This is a genomic window from Aurantibacter sp. UH7 (genome assembly GCF_056839165.1).
The window spans coordinates 2,407,501-2,422,829 of the sequence record NZ_CM166388.1 but is presented as its reverse complement, the minus strand read 5'-3'; the positions used below and the strand labels follow the sequence as shown (position 1 = coordinate 2,422,829).

Genomic DNA, 15,329 nt, shown 5'->3' with positions numbered 1-15,329 from the left:
ACCAACCCTAGTGTTCTAATTATTATGTCGAATAGATTACTATTTAAATACATTGGCTCAATCAAAAAGAACTCTAGAGTTCTGTACTTTTTTGCGCTTACTTGTCTTGTGTGCTCGTGTGCAAATCATAAGATAGCCGTAGATAATTTTAATGATAATCGAATTGTGGATAATATTCGTACTGACAATCTTATTTTATCTAACGAAATTAAGTCTGCAGAAAATCATCGTGTTGTATATCAAGGAAACAAAGGTCCTGGAAAAGGAAAAAGCATTGTATTTATTGCTACTGACCACGAGTATCGAGGTGAAGAAACACTACCTGCTTTGGCTAAAATATTAGCTAAGCGATATGGTTTCACCTGCACAGTTATTTGGGCCTTAGACGAACAAGGAAATATATTCCCCGGTAGTTCAAACTTAAAAGGACTGGAAGTTTTGGAACAAGCGGACCTCATGGTCTTGTTCACTAGATTCGCTGATTTCGATGACCAACAAATGAACCATATTAACAAATACTTATTAAAAGGACTCCCTGTAATTGGACTCCGTACATCTACTCATGCTTTTAAAATAGCAAAGAATAAAAAGTGGAGCCATTATGATTATAAGTATGAAGGTGATAAGAAAAAATGGCATGGTGGTTTTGGCGAATTAGTATTAGGAGAAACTTGGGTAGGGCATTACGGAAAAAATCATCAACAGGCTTCTGTTCTAATTACAGAGGAAGCCAATATTCAACATCCAATTATGATTGGAGTAGAAAATTCTTGGGCGCAATGTGGAGGTTACAATGCCTACCCGCAAGGAAAAAATTTAAAAATTTTAGCACGTGGTAGAGTATTGAACGGAATGACTCCTGATTCGCCAGTAGACATTTCTAAAGAAGAACTACCTGTAGCATGGGTTCGCAACTATAAATTACCTTCAGGTAAACTAGGCAGAGCATTTACTACAACACACGGAGCTTCTGAAGATATTCTTAGTACTGGTTTTAGAAGAATGCTAATTAATGCCTGCTTTTGGGGCCTTGAAATGGAAAACCTCATAAAAACCGAAAATTCTATTGCGTTTGTTGGAAATTATTTTCCAACAACCTTTAACTTTAAGGGATTCCAAAAAAATGTTAAGCCTTCGGACTTGGCCGACTGGAATTCCACTATAATGCCAAAAAAGAATAAGTAACAATAAAAACAACTGTTATGCCAGACAACAATTTTCCAAAACTTCACAATGCTTCATGGCCAGGTGTAGTAGGTAAAGGACCAGATTCCGAACCACCTATTGACCTGGACACTATACTTGAAATGACAGCAAATGCCGAGGTAAACGGCAAAAAATTTGATGGAATCGATTTATTTTTAGCTGACCCCCATGTAAATATTGACTCATCTGATGACGATTTAAAAAAGCTAGTAGACAAAGTAAGTTCTTACAATTTAGAAATAGGAAGCTTTGTTGCTCCTATATGGGCAGGCACCGGTGGTGGTTCGGCAATGGGCTCTGCTGAGGACCGAAAGAATTTTGTAACTCAAGTTAGAAAGGCCTGTGAAATTGGACAAAAATTACGGGATATTGGAATTCGTCCAAACGGAATTATTCGTATTGACTCATCAATAGATCCTGAGACTTGGGCAAAAGATGAAGTAGCAAACACTAAACTAATAGCGCAAACTTTCAGAGAAGCTTGTGACGTGGCTGCTGATTATGGAGAATCATTAGCTGCCGAAGGTGAAATTTGCTGGGGTGGTATGCATGGATGGAAAACTATGTTAAAAACCTTAGAAGCTGTAGAAAGACCAAACATTGGTTTTCAAGCAGATATGGCCCACACACTTTTATATCTTTTAGGTTATAACAAAGAAGATGAGCGCATTCTACCAGAAGACTTCGAATGGAGTGATAGAGCTACACTTACTGAAGGTTTAAAAACATTAACCGCTGCACTTCGACCATGGACTATTGATTTTCATGTTGCACAAAACGACGGGACTGTTTTTGGCGCTGGCTCGCATGATAAAACGGGTAGACATTGTCAAGCTACCGATCCAAATGGCAAATTAGACATTCCTGTTGATGCAGGACATTGGCTAAGAGATGAGAATAGAATTCTAACTAAGAAATTTAAACACATTTGTTGGGATGGTTGTATGTTCCCTAATGATGTAATGATGCAACCAAAAACTTGGAATGACATATTGGGAACAATGATAGAGGTTCGTGAACAACACGGATGGTATGAAGCAGAATAAAACTTTCAATTAGCAATTTTAATATGAGCAATAAAAAAGAACTAAGAGTAGGGTTAGTGGGTTATGGTTTTATGGGCCGTACACACTCTAACGCATATAAAAGAGTAGGAGATTTTTTTCCAGAATTAAAATACAAACCAGTTCTAAAAGCTGTTTGTGCTAGAAATAAAGAACGCGTTCAAGCTTTCGCAGATCAATGGGGATACGAATCTATAGAAACAGATTGGCGCGCTTTAATTGCACGCGATGATATTGATGCTATTGATATATGTACACCAAATAACATGCATGCCGAAATAGCAATTGCTGCGGCTGAAGCTGGAAAAATGGTGCTTTGTGAAAAACCACTAGCAAGAACTGTAGCCGAAGCACAACCTATGGTAGATGCCATTGAAAAAGCAGGCGTACCAAACACAGTATACTTTAATTACCGAAGAATACCTGCAGTAACATTAGCAAAGCAATTGATTGACGAAGGAAAATTGGGAAAAATATTCCACTTTAGATCTAACTTTTTACAAGATTGGACGATTAGTCCTGAATTACCTCAAGGCGGTGAAGGACTTTGGCGATTAGATAATAACGCCGCTGGATCAGGTGTTACAGGTGATTTATTAGCACATTGCATCGATACTGCAATGTGGTTAAATGGCGGCATAAAAGATGTTTCGGCAATGACTGAAACTTTTATTAAAGAAAGAGTGCATTCGCTAACAGGTGAAACACAAAAAGTAGAAATTGATGATGCTTGTCTTTTTCATTGCCATTTTGACAATGGGTCTTTGGGTTTATTTGAATCTACGAGATATGCACGTGGTCATAAAGCATTATTTACATTTGAAATTAACGGAGAACATGCATCTATAAAATGGAACCTACATGATTTATCTAGATTAGAATATTTTGATCATCGTGATGAATCTCAAGAAAGAGGTTGGCGTTCTATTCATGTTACTGATGGAGACCATCCATATATGGACAAATGGTGGGTACCTGGTTTATCAATAGGATACGAGCATAGTTTTGTGCATCAGGTTGCTGATTTCCTAAAAAATTTAGGTGAGGGAAAACCTTGTTCACCTACTTTTAAAGAGGCGCAAGAAACTCAAAAGGTATGTGAAGCCGTATTAAATTCTGCGAAGTCTAAAAGCTGGAAAGATACTGGTGTAAACTGGCAATAAATTATTACCGTTAAATAAAAGATCAAAACTTAACAACGAACTTAAAGAATGAGTCAAACAATAAAAGGATTTTGCCTTCAAGGAAAAGAGAAAATATATCCAAACTCAGGTGTTTCTGTAACCAGTAATGCTGCAGTGGTAACTATGGATATTCCTGAATTGAAAGAAGGCGAAATATTAGCAAAACCTCTTTACACAGGCATTTGTGGTTCAGATAATAGTGCAACCATTGCCAAAGCAAATTTTGATTGGGTGCAACGCCCAAGAGTAATCGGTCATGAATTTAGTGCCGAAGTTTTAGAACTTGGTCCTGGTGATCATGGTGATGTTAAGGTTGGTGATATTTTTACACCACTTGCTATGTTAGGCTGTCAAGAAGAAGATTGTCCTGCTTGCAGTGTTTCTAAATGGAATCTTTGTGCTAAAAAAGAAATAATTGGCTTTCATAGAAATGGCGGATTTGGCCAACGTGTCGTACTTGAATCTGATCGCGTAGTTCATTTATTAGATGGATTGACACCTGCACAAGGTGCCCTTGTAGAGCCATTATCAATTATCACAAATGCGCTTAATAACAAGTGCAACATCAAACCTGGGCAAGATGTGATTGTTACAGGTTGTGGTATTATTGGCTTAATGTCTGCGGAAGTAGCCCGGGCTTCAGGTGCTCGAGTAGCAGTAACAGGTCTAGCTCACGATAGAGATATCCGATTAAAAAAAGCAAAAGAAAGAGGGTTTATTACACTTGAAGTATCACCTGAAAATTCGCTTACTTCTCAATTACAAAATGGAATTGTAGATGACAAAGGAATCCCTTTCGGAACTAATGGAAAAGTTGATTTGGTTATTGAATGTTCTGGTGTGCCACCAGTATTAACAGAAGCTATTGACGTTGTTAGGCCAGAAGGAGATATCTGTGTTATTGCAACATACGGATCCGAAGTTCCAATTAATGCAACGCATTTAACTAGAACGTCTTTAAATATGCGTGGCTCTATGGGATCTTGCAGAGAAGATTACATGTCTGCAATGAAACTTATGGTAACTGGCGTTTTTCCGGCAGAACATTATACCGATTTATATGAATTTGACAATGTAACACAGGCCTTCGAAGATTCAATTAAAGCGCAAAACATGAAAGCGGTTGTTAAAATGAATTAGTCATTTTAACTAATCTAAAAATTAAGTCTATTCTTAAAAAAACATGAATAAAATTTTTATAACAGGCGGAACAGGATGTATTGGTTCAGTCACCATATATAAATTATTACAATCTGATCAAGTTGATAAAATAGTAATTGCTTCGCGTTCCAATAATCCTGAACCCTTAAAATTATGGCTCGGAGAAAATTTAGACCCTCGACTAGAGTTTGTAACTCTTGATGTTTCTAATTATTCAGAAATAAAACGTGTATTATTAGAGGTTAATCCAACACACATTATTCACCTTGGCGCCTATCAGAGCCCCGATTGTTCTAACGACCATATTGGTGGCATGGAAATAAACACCGGAGGTACAATGGCTTTATTTGATGCTGCTGAAGAACTTACGAAGTTAAAACGTTTTGTTTTTGCAAGTTCTGCTGCCGTTTACGGAATGCGTTCTATGTATCCTCAAGAAATAATTTCAGAAGATTTACAGCTTGCTCCACCGAATCACTACGGAATTTGGAAATTAGCAGGTGAACACCTCGCGCGTTTGTTTTACGACAACACCAAAGTTCCAACGGTCTGCTTACGTATAAACACCACTTATGGCAAAGGGCGTGACAAAGGAAAAACATCTGCCCCAACAAACGCATTAAAAGCAATTGTAATGGGGGCTGTAAAAGGTGAAGTAATGCCATTTGCAATGCCATATCAAGGTAGAGAAAATTACCATTTTGTAGAAGACGTAGGCGCACAATTTGCGGCAGTAACCACGCAGACTTTTGATGGGTATAGCGCTTTCAATATTCAAGGAGAAACTATTCCTATTCAGTCTTATTTAGACTTAGCGAAACAAGAAGCCATAGCATTAGGAATGGGCAAATATGTTTCATTATCAATTGTAAATAACGCGCCACCCAATCTTTTTGTATGTGATTTGGACCATACGAAAATTGCAAGTACATTCTCCAACTTACCCTTATGTAACATTTCAGAGGGAATTAAAAAATCACTTTTGGAGTTTAAGGAAATGGCAGAAAAAGGCACATTAGAATATTCGACACCTGCCTCGTAGATTGAGATTGAGATTGAGATTGAGATTGAGATTGAATATTATTAAACTAAATATTTCTGACCAAATTAATAGTTACAAGACAAATGAAAACGATAGGTATAGGATTTATTGGTGCGGGAGACATAGCTGATTTACATGCAGAGGCAATAAATGACTTAAATGGAGCCGAGCTAATTGGAATTTGGAATAGAACAACTGAAAAAGCTGTGACTAAAGCTGCAAAATTTGGCTGCGATGTTTATTCATCTGTTGACGAGTTATTAGCAGATTCAAAGATTGATGCCGTCTTCATATTAACGAATATGGAAACGCATTGTGAGTATACTATCAAAGCAGCTTCATACGGAAAACACATATTAGTAGAAAAACCAGCAGCTTCATCTATTGCGGAATTAGAAAAAATGCACGCTGCCATCAACAAAGCTGGTGTCTCTTGTATGCCTGTTCATAATTACATTTATGAACCGGGCATTATGCGGGCAAAACAAATGATAGAAACAGGTAAATTGGGTGATATCACTCAGTTTTATATGATGTACAATATTCATCATGCAGATGAGATTCGTGCAAGATATCCTGGAGTAATTCGGCAAATATTAACGCATCATAGCTATACGATGCTATATTTAGCTGGCAACCCAAAAACTATATCCTGTTTAAAAAACACTGTAGATGACACCTTGGCTCCACAAGAAAATGTTGCTATGGCCACCATACAAATGCAAAATGGAACCCTAAGCCATCTATGTGCAAGTTTCGCTAATGATGACCATGCCGGCGACCCATGGAGCTGTATTATTAAAGTTATTGGAACTAAAGGAAGTACTCGATATAGTTATCGAGATTTTGTAATCAACGATAGAAATGGAGCTCATTCTCAAACATATCAATGCTATCCAGAATCTATTAAGAACACTGCAACACATTTTATAAATCAAGTTTTAAGGCAAGGTGCAAAACCACTTTCAAGTATTGAAGATGCTATTACATGTCAAAAAATAATTGAAGCTTGTGAACAATCTGTTGAACAAGGAATACATATACAATTTTAATGAACAAGGACACTTTTAGCAAATTAATAAGCATGAAGAATATTATTGGAATATTATTTTTAGTAGCCCTTTTTAGTATTGGCTGCACAGACAAAAAAGAAGGTGCAATTAAAATATATAAGGATGACCACATTGTGCTTATTGGAAATAATTTAGCCTCTAGAATGCTAAATTTTGGGCATTTTGAAACAGAAATGCAATTACGATACCCCGATAGCACTTTGTTTATCCGTAATATGGCGGACCCTGGCAATACACCGGGTTTTCGCCCACATTCTTCGCGTAAGGAGCCTTGGGCATTTCCTGGAGCAGAAAAATTTCATACTGAGTTAGCGAACAAATCGGGTAGTATCGGTTTTTTTCCAACAGAAGATGAATGGTTGACTGATTTAAAAGCCGATGTTATTCTTGCTTTTTTCGGGTATAACGAATCTTTTAAAGGCGAGGCTGGTTTAGAAAATTTTAAAAATGAATTGCAAGGCTTTATTACACACACTAAAGCACAAAAATATAATGGAGAAAGTGCACCAAAATTAGCTATAGTATCGCCTATTGCCTTTGAAGATTTATCTTCTAAAATGGACTTGCCAAATGGTAAAGAGGAAAACAAAAACCTAAAACTATATACAGATGCAATGCGTGAAATAGCAACCAAAGAGGATGTTCTTTTCTTAGATGCTTTTACACCTAGTAAAAATTGGTACGAGACCGAATCTGAAGACATTACTGCGGATGGATTTCAATTAAACGACTTAGGATACCAAAAATTTGCTAAGCTCTTAGCTGATTCTTTTTTCGGAGAAGAAAACACAAATGAATCTCACCGGAAATTAGTGCATGACGCTGTAACTGAAAAAAATTGGTATTGGCACAATGTAATTAAATTACCCAATGGTGTGCATGCCTGGGGAAGAAGGTACGATCCTTTCGGACCTGATAATTACCCTTACGAAAAAGAAAAAATTAGTCAAATGGCCAAAATTCGGGATACTGCCATTTGGGAAGCTAATCTTGGGAAAACTATGGATTTGGCCGCTGCAGATGAGAAGACAAGAACGCTTCCACCAGTGAAGTCAAACTACGACGATGGTATGGGTGATGTAGAACAAGGATATATTACCGGTGAAGCATCTTTAGATAAGTTTACTGTTGCTAATGGTTACAAAGTTGAACTATTTGCCTCTGAAGAGGACTTCCCAGATTTGGCGAACCCTAATCAAATGGCATTTGACAATAAAGGTAGACTATGGGTGGGTGTAATGCCCACATATCCTGCATACAAACCAGGTGACAGTAAGCCTAATGACAAGCTTATTATTTTGGAAGACACAGATAACGATGGAAAAGCAGATAAGCAAACCACATTTGTAGATGACCTATACCTAACTATTGGCTTTGAATTTGCGCCAGAAGGTGTTTATGTATCACAGGGAACTAATCTAGTACTCCTTAAGGATACAGATGGAGATGATAAAGCAGATGAGCGGGAAATTATTCTAAGTGGTTTTGATGATCACGATACGCATCATACTGCAGGTGCTTTTGTAGCCGACCCATCTGGGGCAATATATATGGGCGAAGGTGTTTTTTTACACACAAATATAGAAACAGCTTATGGACCTGTTAGAGCAACCAATGGTGGCTTTTACCGTTATAGTCCACAACGCCATCATTTAGAAAGAACTGCGCAATTACCAATACCCAATCCCTGGGGAATGGCATTTGATGATTGGGGACAACCATTTTTTGCAGATACCTCTGGACCAGATATGACTTGGATGACTCCAGGTACTATTCGACCACGTTATGGTCAGGCATCCCCAAAACCAAAAAATCTTATCGAAGACGACCATCGCGTTAGACCAACATCTGGATTAGAATTTATATCTAGTCGACATTTCCCAGATGAAGTTCAAGGAGATATAATAATTAATAATACGATTGGATTTTTAGGCACAAAACAACACACTATCGTTGACGACCCTAATAGTTCTGGTTTCTTAAGTAGACATCGTATTGATTTAATCAAAAGCAGTGATACTAATTTTAGACCAGTTGATATGGAGTTTGCTCCAGACGGATCTTTATATGTTATAGATTGGCAAAATATATTAGTAGGGCACATGCAACACAATGCACGTGACCCCTTACGTGATCACGTACATGGCAGAATATATAGAATTACCTATCCATCAAGACCATTGGTCGAACCAGCTAAGGTCGCTGATGCTAGTATTAATGAATTACTAGATAATTTAAAACTTCCTGAATATCGTACACGATACAGAACAAAACGTGAATTGCGAGCTAGAGACTCCTCTGAAGTATTAGCTAAAATAAAAAAATGGGTGAATGGATTAGACAAAACAGATCCAAAATACGAACACCATGTCTTAGAGGCATTATGGGTTACTTGGGGATTAGATGCCGTAGACGCAGACTTATTACTACAAATGTTAACTGCTAAAGATTTTAGAGCAAGAACTGCCGCCGTAAAAGTTTTACGATATTCTGGACATCAAATTCCAAATCAAGCTGATTTATTAATGGCCACAGCTACAGATGAAAATCCAAGAGTGCGCCTTGAAACATTTGTCGCTGCATCATGGTTAGACAAAGAAGTTGGTTTACCTATAATTGAAGCAGTTGGTAAAATGCCTTTAGACAAATGGATGCAAAAACCTTATGAAGCTGCAATTGCACACATTAATGATGTTAATGTTGGTCAAGATCCAGATACAAAAGGAACTAAAACCGACCTTAAGGGAGCTGAAAAAGATCTTTTTGTAAAAGGAGAAGAAATATATAACCGTGAAGGTTTCTGCGTAACCTGTCACCAGTCGGATGGTAAAGGCCTTAGTGCTTCGCAATTTCCACCTTTGGCGAATTCACAGTGGGTGACTGGAAATGAAGACCGCTTAATTAAACTTACATTACATGGTCTTATGGGCCCTTTTGAATTGAATGGCAAGAAATATCCAGGTCAAGTTCCTATGACACCATTTGGCGGAATGTTAAATGATACTGAAATTGCATCTGTATTAACTTTCGTAAGAAATGCTTTTGGAAATAAAGCATCATCTATTAGTATTGATAAAGTTAAAGAAGTACGTGAAGCTACAAAGGACAAAGAAGGTTTTTATACACCTAAGGAGTTGTTAAAAATGCATCCGATGAAGTAATAAATATTTTTATCATTTACCATAAAAAAGAAAAAAGTATAGTTCTACTATACTTTTTTCTTTTTTCCATGTATAACACTTCTACAATTTTAAGCCATAAGCAAAAGTCCTATTTCTAAAATTACCTTTATATTTTATGTATTGTTTTCTGCAATAAATCCAAAACGAACAAGAACATCTTCACCTTATCGATGTAAATACTATTCCGTATCTGCATCTATATTTTTCAAAATGATTGTTTCAACCACTACAGCAAGGGCTAGAAATATAAAGAGAACAAGCTCTATTTGCAGTACCCCTAATTTAGCTGGCAGCACACCTAACTTTGCTAAAATAAAAACTACCAATGCCATCAACGTAGCAATAGGCATAAGTTTACTAAGCTTTTTAGAACTTAAAATACCGACAAGAATCATTGGTGCCATCATTGCTGTTCCTGTAAAACTTGTTCTTGCTAATAATACAAGATGTTCTGTACTTACTATTGAAAATATGAGAGCCAGTATGCCGAATATGAAAATGAATACTCGGGTTAACGACACCGCCTTTTTATCATCAATTGTAAGTAATGAACGTAGCTCTGAACCTAAAGCAAATATTTGAGAATCTGAAGTTGAAATTGCTGCTGCTATCAACCCTACTAATCCTAATGCGGCAATACTCGAAGCCTGATCATGTAATAAAACATGGCCAATAAAATCTTGCGTAGAAGAGTCAGGATATAATACAGCTCCATACATACCCATAAACAATGTTGGTAATATAATTAGAATCGCCACTACTCCAAGACCAATAGCCATTTTTCGTAAAGCCGAACTACTCCGCATTATTACCACACGAGTTGAAATCTGTGGCTGTGTAAAAGGCAAGCAAATAATCGCAATAGCAGAGATTAATAAAAATTGTGGCGTAAATAAACCTTTCGGCCCTGGCACTGATAACAATTCATGATTTACAGATTCTACCTTTTTAAACATAGATTCAATACTTCCAAAATGTTCAATACAATTATAACCGACTATCCATATCATTATAAATAGCAAAATACCTTGTAATGTATCATTATACATTATTGCTCGCAAACCTCCTGTCTCACTATAAAGTATCATTATTGCTACTATCATTACACTCCAGCCCCATACTGGAATAGCATCAGGAAAAGCTGCATTTAAAAAGATTGAAATTCCACTTATTTGCACAGCGATATAAGGAATTAAGAATACAACAGCACCACCAAAAGCAACATAACCCGCTAATTTAGCCTGATAAGTTGTTGCCATTAAACCGGACATTCCTTTAAATTCTAACTTCCGGGCTTTTCTACGAAGTAATTCACCTACACGAATTAAGCCATATACCATCATAGCATCAGATACCGCTAGAAATATCCAAGCACCAATACCATGTGTTCTAAAAAAGTCAGGCATTCCAATTACAGTAAAGGCACTAAACAAAGTTGCAGCGGTTGTAAATAATCCTATTACAAATCCAACGTTACCACCACCCAAAAGATAGTTAGATGTCGTTTTTTCTTTTACGCGCGTTATCCTGACAAGAAATATCAAGATTGCAAGATAAATTGTACCAGCAATAATGAATTTAGTCAGCATGTTCTTTTTCTTTATTTACTAGTGAAACTAAAAAGGCGAGCACCACAAAAAGCACACTGACCAACAAACCCATAAACATGGTATAAGACACCCCCATAATATATGGATCAACCTTTCCACTAGGTGTGACAAATGGACTAAAAGTTGCGGCAAATAATAATAATGCTAACACATCAATTATTGCTAATAACTTGTTACGTTTTGTTTTCATATTATTCTAAAATCGGGGTATTGATAATCCACCATCTATGTGTAATACTTGACCCGTGGCATAAGGTATTTGACCTTTCACCAAGGCTAATACTGCGATTGCAACGTCTTTAGGAACACCCATTCGCTGCTCAACAGTTAGCCCTTCAGTAACTAATTTTTCATATTTCGCTTGTACTCCCGCTGTCATATCTGTTTCAATTACTCCAGGTCTTAATTCATATACCGGAATATTGTATTCACCTAGACGAGTAGCAAATAATTGAGTCATCATGCTCATTCCAGATTTTGAAATACAATATTCACCTCTTTCTATAGAAACCATAGTTGCACTCACAGAAGACATATTTATTATTTGAGCTTCAAAATTTGAATCGGATAGTTTACTTTTCACCATATGATTGGCAACCATTTGGGTCAGGAAAAATGATCCTTTTAAGTTAATTCCCATCACTCTATCGTAACTCACTTCACTTGTCTTAAGTAGGTCAATTCGTTCTTTAGGACCAACTCCAGCATTATTTACTAATAGGTTTATACCTCCAAATTTGGCTAAAACCTTAGAAATTATATTTTCGCGATCTTTTGCTATGGCAACATTTCCTTGGCAATAAATCACTTCTGTTCCAAAACTTTTCAATTTATCGAGTACTGTTTCGACCTGAGATTCTACACGTACGCCATTAATTGCTACATTACAACCAGCTTTTGCTAATTCAAGAGCAATACCTAATCCAATACCTCTTGAACCACCGGTTACTAAAACATTTTTTATCATAATCGCCCTTCCTTCTTGTATGTTTTAACCGCTTTTGCTTCTGGCATTTTTTTATAATAAGCATCTAATGGGAAACAGCCAGATAATAAACCTATTCTAGGCCCTGTAGTACAGTCAGAAAAAGTTCTACAAATTTTGCCTCGTTCTAATGTTTTACCTTTCAAAACATCTTCAGGTAAATTCGGATAACTTAAAACCATTCGACCTATTCCCACAAAATCTGCCATATCGTTATCAATTACAGCTTCACCCACGTTTGGCAACCATTCTTGCAAATAAGAATAACCAGAACCTACAAAGGCTATATTTGGAAACTTACTTTTCAAATCTGCTGTAACTTTTAAATGTCTTGAAACTCCAACTAATGGGTCTTCAGGTGGCAAATACCCATCTGAAGGAGGAAATATAGCGGGTCGTGTTAAATGAGGATTGTAGTATGGACTACCTGCTGTCACACAAACCAATTCAATTCCCATATCCTCAAAATGACCTAGTAATTCATACACCTCGGTAAGATCGATTCCAACTCCAGAGTTATCGCCACCGAAAGATTCTGTATAAGGCCCTTTCATTTCAGAAGGAATGCCAATATTAGATTTGTCTTTTTTAAATGGCACAAAATCAAAAGCACTCAATCGCACCCCAACTGCTATGCCACTTGTTGCATTAATTCCATCAACTATAGATTTTAGAAATCTTAATCTATTTTCTAAAGAACCCCCATATTTACCTTTCCTATTGCTTGCGCTTAAAAATTCATGCCCTAAATAACCATGACAATGTTTAATATCGACAAAATCAAATCCTGCTTCTTTAGCAAGCGCTGCAGCTTTAATAAAATCCTCAACTAAAACATCTATTTCTTCATCAGTCATTGGCTGATGTGTATTCGGCAAGTTAAATTTATCATCTAATACCGAATGTTTATATAATGTTTTAGGTTCTCTTTCACCCTTTTTGTTTGGTATAGAAAAACGACCTGAATGGGTTAATTGTAAACCTACTAATAAATCAGATGTATCCCCGAACTTCTCCTTATGATCCGTTAATAATTGCGAATATAAATTCTTAAATACTGGAATGTGTTCTTCTTTCATTAATAATTGATTCGGATTCGCTCTACCATCATGTCGCACCGCTACTGCTTCACATCCCCATAACAATTTAGCTCCACTAATTGCAAAATGATGCCATCTACGTTTTGTGTGTTCACTTGGCAAACCATCAGTACTTCCATCCCAACCTTCCATTGGTAAGATGCAAAATCTATTGCCAATAGTTTTTCCTGATTTTAAGCTATAAGAATGCCCTAAACTAGATTCACCAATTTCACTTAGCCTATCTTTAAAAGGCAGTTCTGTTCCTATTTCTGAAAGATGGTTTAAAAAATCGTCTGCTGTTTTTAACTGAGCTACTCGTGTTATTTTTTTACTCGCCATTATTTAGATATGATGTCTTTGAAAAATGTATAATAAGAATCGCCTTTAATTATATCACCTAAATAGTGCGCTAGTTCGCGGGCATGATAATCCCCCCACATACAGGCTTCACCATATGGAATTTTACTATTTTCTGGCTTATGATCCCACCCATTTGGTTGATGATATATACTATGCAATATTAACCCCTGATGATTAAGGTCTTTACTCAAATATGGCTCGTCAAATAAAGTATTTGCAACGGTTAGGCCTGCTGACCAATATTTATCCGCATCTAATGACTTTTCATTTTTAAGGTAATTACCTAACCTTAACAAACCTTGGGCTCCAATTGCAGCAGCAGAACTATCAATAGGTTCAAAATCATTGAAGGGATTAGATTTTTGAGCTTTCCAAGTAGTAAATCTTGATAAACCTGGGGCACCAGTGTCCCAGTATGGAATTCCATCCAGTGCAGTATTTTCAATATAAAAATCACAAGTCGCTCTAGCTGCTTTTAAAAACTTCTCTTCCAAGTATTTTTTACCACCAAGCTCTTTAAATTCAGGCAAATCTTCTTGACTTTGTATAAACTCTAATTGTTCTGCAAACCCAAGCATAGCCCAACTAAGACCTCGTGTCCATGTTGAAAAACCACTATAACCCTGTTGTGTTGAAGCTGACCTAAAATTCCCATCATTAATGTTGAATACAGCTTCATGTGCAGTTCTACCCCAGTCATCATAAATATCACGACCTTCGCCATAATAAACAGAATATTCTGCCGTAGCTAAGGCATGTTGATAAGCCCTCTTTAGTAGATTTATTTTTACATCATTCTCTCCGGAAGAATGATGTCCTAACTGATGACCTGCTACCATTATACGAATGGTACGAATGGTATCTACAAATAGTGAATGAGGACCATTAAAAGAATATAGATAACCACCATTTGGTAAATTAGTCCAACGTTCTGCCTGAACAGAAGCTGAAAGCTTTAATGCTAAAATACAATAATCTCTGAGCCCAGAATTATTAGAAACTTTTCCTTCATTTAATAACCTTAGTAAATTTCCATACGTACTTAAATTATTAAAACCATGATCATGTACTCCAAAATGACTTACATGTGAGGTCATTTTATTTTTTATATTATCAATAGACAGATTTAGAAAGTATTCATCTCCCGTAGCATTAAATTGAAATAGCTCCGATCCAAACTGAAATCCTTGCGTCCAATCAGTCCAACTTCTTGGTTCATATTTCCCATTTACTGTTACTACGGGTGAACCAACTGAGCCTTCTAAAGAAGAAGTCATATTTTTCAATTTCGCACCTGAATACGACCATAAATTTTCAAGCTTCTCGGTTAAATCTATGGGTTTAATCTCTGTGTTTATTTTCATTTAGGATTTTAAATTA

The 15,329-nt window shown here is 36.6% G+C and carries 12 protein-coding genes; 7 read left to right on the top strand and 5 right to left on the bottom strand.

The features are described from left to right. Positions 1–24 precede the first annotated feature (24 nt). From UH7x_RS10270 to UH7x_RS10240, 7 genes are all read left to right on the top strand, one after another. The gene (locus UH7x_RS10270) at positions 25–1,185 is read left to right on the top strand and encodes a ThuA domain-containing protein (RefSeq protein WP_482359843.1); all 1,161 of its coding nucleotides are present in this window, start codon (positions 25–27) and stop codon (positions 1,183–1,185) included. 17 nt (positions 1,186–1,202) lie between these two features. Beyond that, a complete protein-coding gene (locus tag UH7x_RS10265; protein ID WP_482359842.1) occupies positions 1,203–2,252 on the top strand; it encodes a sugar phosphate isomerase/epimerase family protein in 1,050 nt (349 codons plus the stop codon). A gap of 23 nt (positions 2,253–2,275) precedes the next feature. Next, positions 2,276–3,433 (top strand): Gfo/Idh/MocA family protein, encoded by a 1,158-nt coding sequence (locus UH7x_RS10260; RefSeq protein ID WP_482359841.1) that lies wholly within the window; start codon positions 2,276–2,278, stop codon positions 3,431–3,433. 48 nt (positions 3,434–3,481) lie between these two features. Beyond that, a complete protein-coding gene (locus UH7x_RS10255; RefSeq protein ID WP_482359840.1) occupies positions 3,482–4,594 on the top strand; it encodes a zinc-dependent alcohol dehydrogenase in 1,113 nt (370 codons plus the stop codon). 43 nt (positions 4,595–4,637) lie between these two features. Then, a complete protein-coding gene (locus UH7x_RS10250) occupies positions 4,638–5,657 on the top strand; it encodes an NAD-dependent epimerase/dehydratase family protein (protein ID WP_482359839.1) in 1,020 nt (339 codons plus the stop codon). A gap of 83 nt (positions 5,658–5,740) precedes the next feature. Continuing rightward, positions 5,741–6,709 carry a Gfo/Idh/MocA family protein gene (locus tag UH7x_RS10245; protein ID WP_482359838.1) on the top strand — a complete coding sequence of 323 codons (969 nt, stop codon included), beginning with the start codon at positions 5,741–5,743 and terminating at the stop codon, positions 6,707–6,709. A gap of 32 nt (positions 6,710–6,741) precedes the next feature. Beyond that, positions 6,742–9,891 carry a PVC-type heme-binding CxxCH protein gene (locus UH7x_RS10240; protein WP_482359837.1) on the top strand — a complete coding sequence of 1,050 codons (3,150 nt, stop codon included), beginning with the start codon at positions 6,742–6,744 and terminating at the stop codon, positions 9,889–9,891. Positions 9,892–10,091: 200 nt separating this feature from the next. Here UH7x_RS10240 and UH7x_RS10235 read toward each other — a convergent pair whose 3' ends face one another. Genes UH7x_RS10235 through UH7x_RS10215 form a run of 5 tightly spaced genes read right to left on the bottom strand, consistent with a single transcriptional unit; the run spans position 10,092 to position 15,313 of the window. Next, positions 10,092–11,501, bottom strand: coding sequence for a sodium:solute symporter family protein (locus UH7x_RS10235; protein WP_482359836.1), 1,410 nt, complete (start codon positions 11,499–11,501; stop codon positions 10,092–10,094). Further along, positions 11,491–11,712 carry a hypothetical protein gene (locus UH7x_RS10230; RefSeq protein ID WP_482359835.1) on the bottom strand — a complete coding sequence of 74 codons (222 nt, stop codon included), beginning with the start codon at positions 11,710–11,712 and terminating at the stop codon, positions 11,491–11,493. Before UH7x_RS10230 ends, UH7x_RS10235 begins: the two co-directional genes overlap by 11 nt. A gap of 6 nt (positions 11,713–11,718) precedes the next feature. Beyond that, positions 11,719–12,489 (bottom strand): 3-ketoacyl-ACP reductase, encoded by a 771-nt coding sequence (locus UH7x_RS10225; protein ID WP_482359834.1) that lies wholly within the window; start codon positions 12,487–12,489, stop codon positions 11,719–11,721. Beyond that, positions 12,486–13,928, bottom strand: coding sequence for an oxidoreductase (locus UH7x_RS10220; RefSeq protein ID WP_482359833.1), 1,443 nt, complete (start codon positions 13,926–13,928; stop codon positions 12,486–12,488). The genes UH7x_RS10225 and UH7x_RS10220 overlap by 4 nt, the downstream gene beginning before the upstream one ends. Beyond that, complete coding sequence (locus tag UH7x_RS10215; protein ID WP_482359832.1) at positions 13,928–15,313, bottom strand: hypothetical protein; 1,386 nt, start codon at positions 15,311–15,313, stop codon at positions 13,928–13,930. Before UH7x_RS10215 ends, UH7x_RS10220 begins: the two co-directional genes overlap by 1 nt. Positions 15,314–15,329: the final 16 nt, after the last annotated feature.

Bases quoted from the DNA above. Each gene is read 5' to 3' on its own strand.
- UH7x_RS10270 (WP_482359843.1), top strand. From the start codon at position 25: ATGTCGAATAGATTACTATTTAAATACATTGGCTCAATCAAAAAGAAC.
- UH7x_RS10265 (WP_482359842.1), top strand. From the start codon at position 1,203: ATGCCAGACAACAATTTTCCAAAACTTCACAATGCTTCATGGCCAGGT.
- UH7x_RS10260 (WP_482359841.1), top strand. From the start codon at position 2,276: ATGAGCAATAAAAAAGAACTAAGAGTAGGGTTAGTGGGTTATGGTTTT.
- UH7x_RS10255 (WP_482359840.1), top strand. From the start codon at position 3,482: ATGAGTCAAACAATAAAAGGATTTTGCCTTCAAGGAAAAGAGAAAATA.
- UH7x_RS10250 (WP_482359839.1), top strand. From the start codon at position 4,638: ATGAATAAAATTTTTATAACAGGCGGAACAGGATGTATTGGTTCAGTC.
- UH7x_RS10245 (WP_482359838.1), top strand. From the start codon at position 5,741: ATGAAAACGATAGGTATAGGATTTATTGGTGCGGGAGACATAGCTGAT.
- UH7x_RS10240 (WP_482359837.1), top strand. From the start codon at position 6,742: ATGAAGAATATTATTGGAATATTATTTTTAGTAGCCCTTTTTAGTATT.
- UH7x_RS10235 (WP_482359836.1), bottom strand. From the start codon at position 11,501: ATGCTGACTAAATTCATTATTGCTGGTACAATTTATCTTGCAATCTTG.
- UH7x_RS10230 (WP_482359835.1), bottom strand. From the start codon at position 11,712: ATGAAAACAAAACGTAACAAGTTATTAGCAATAATTGATGTGTTAGCA.
- UH7x_RS10225 (WP_482359834.1), bottom strand. From the start codon at position 12,489: ATGATAAAAAATGTTTTAGTAACCGGTGGTTCAAGAGGTATTGGATTA.
- UH7x_RS10220 (WP_482359833.1), bottom strand. From the start codon at position 13,928: ATGGCGAGTAAAAAAATAACACGAGTAGCTCAGTTAAAAACAGCAGAC.
- UH7x_RS10215 (WP_482359832.1), bottom strand. From the start codon at position 15,313: ATGAAAATAAACACAGAGATTAAACCCATAGATTTAACCGAGAAGCTT.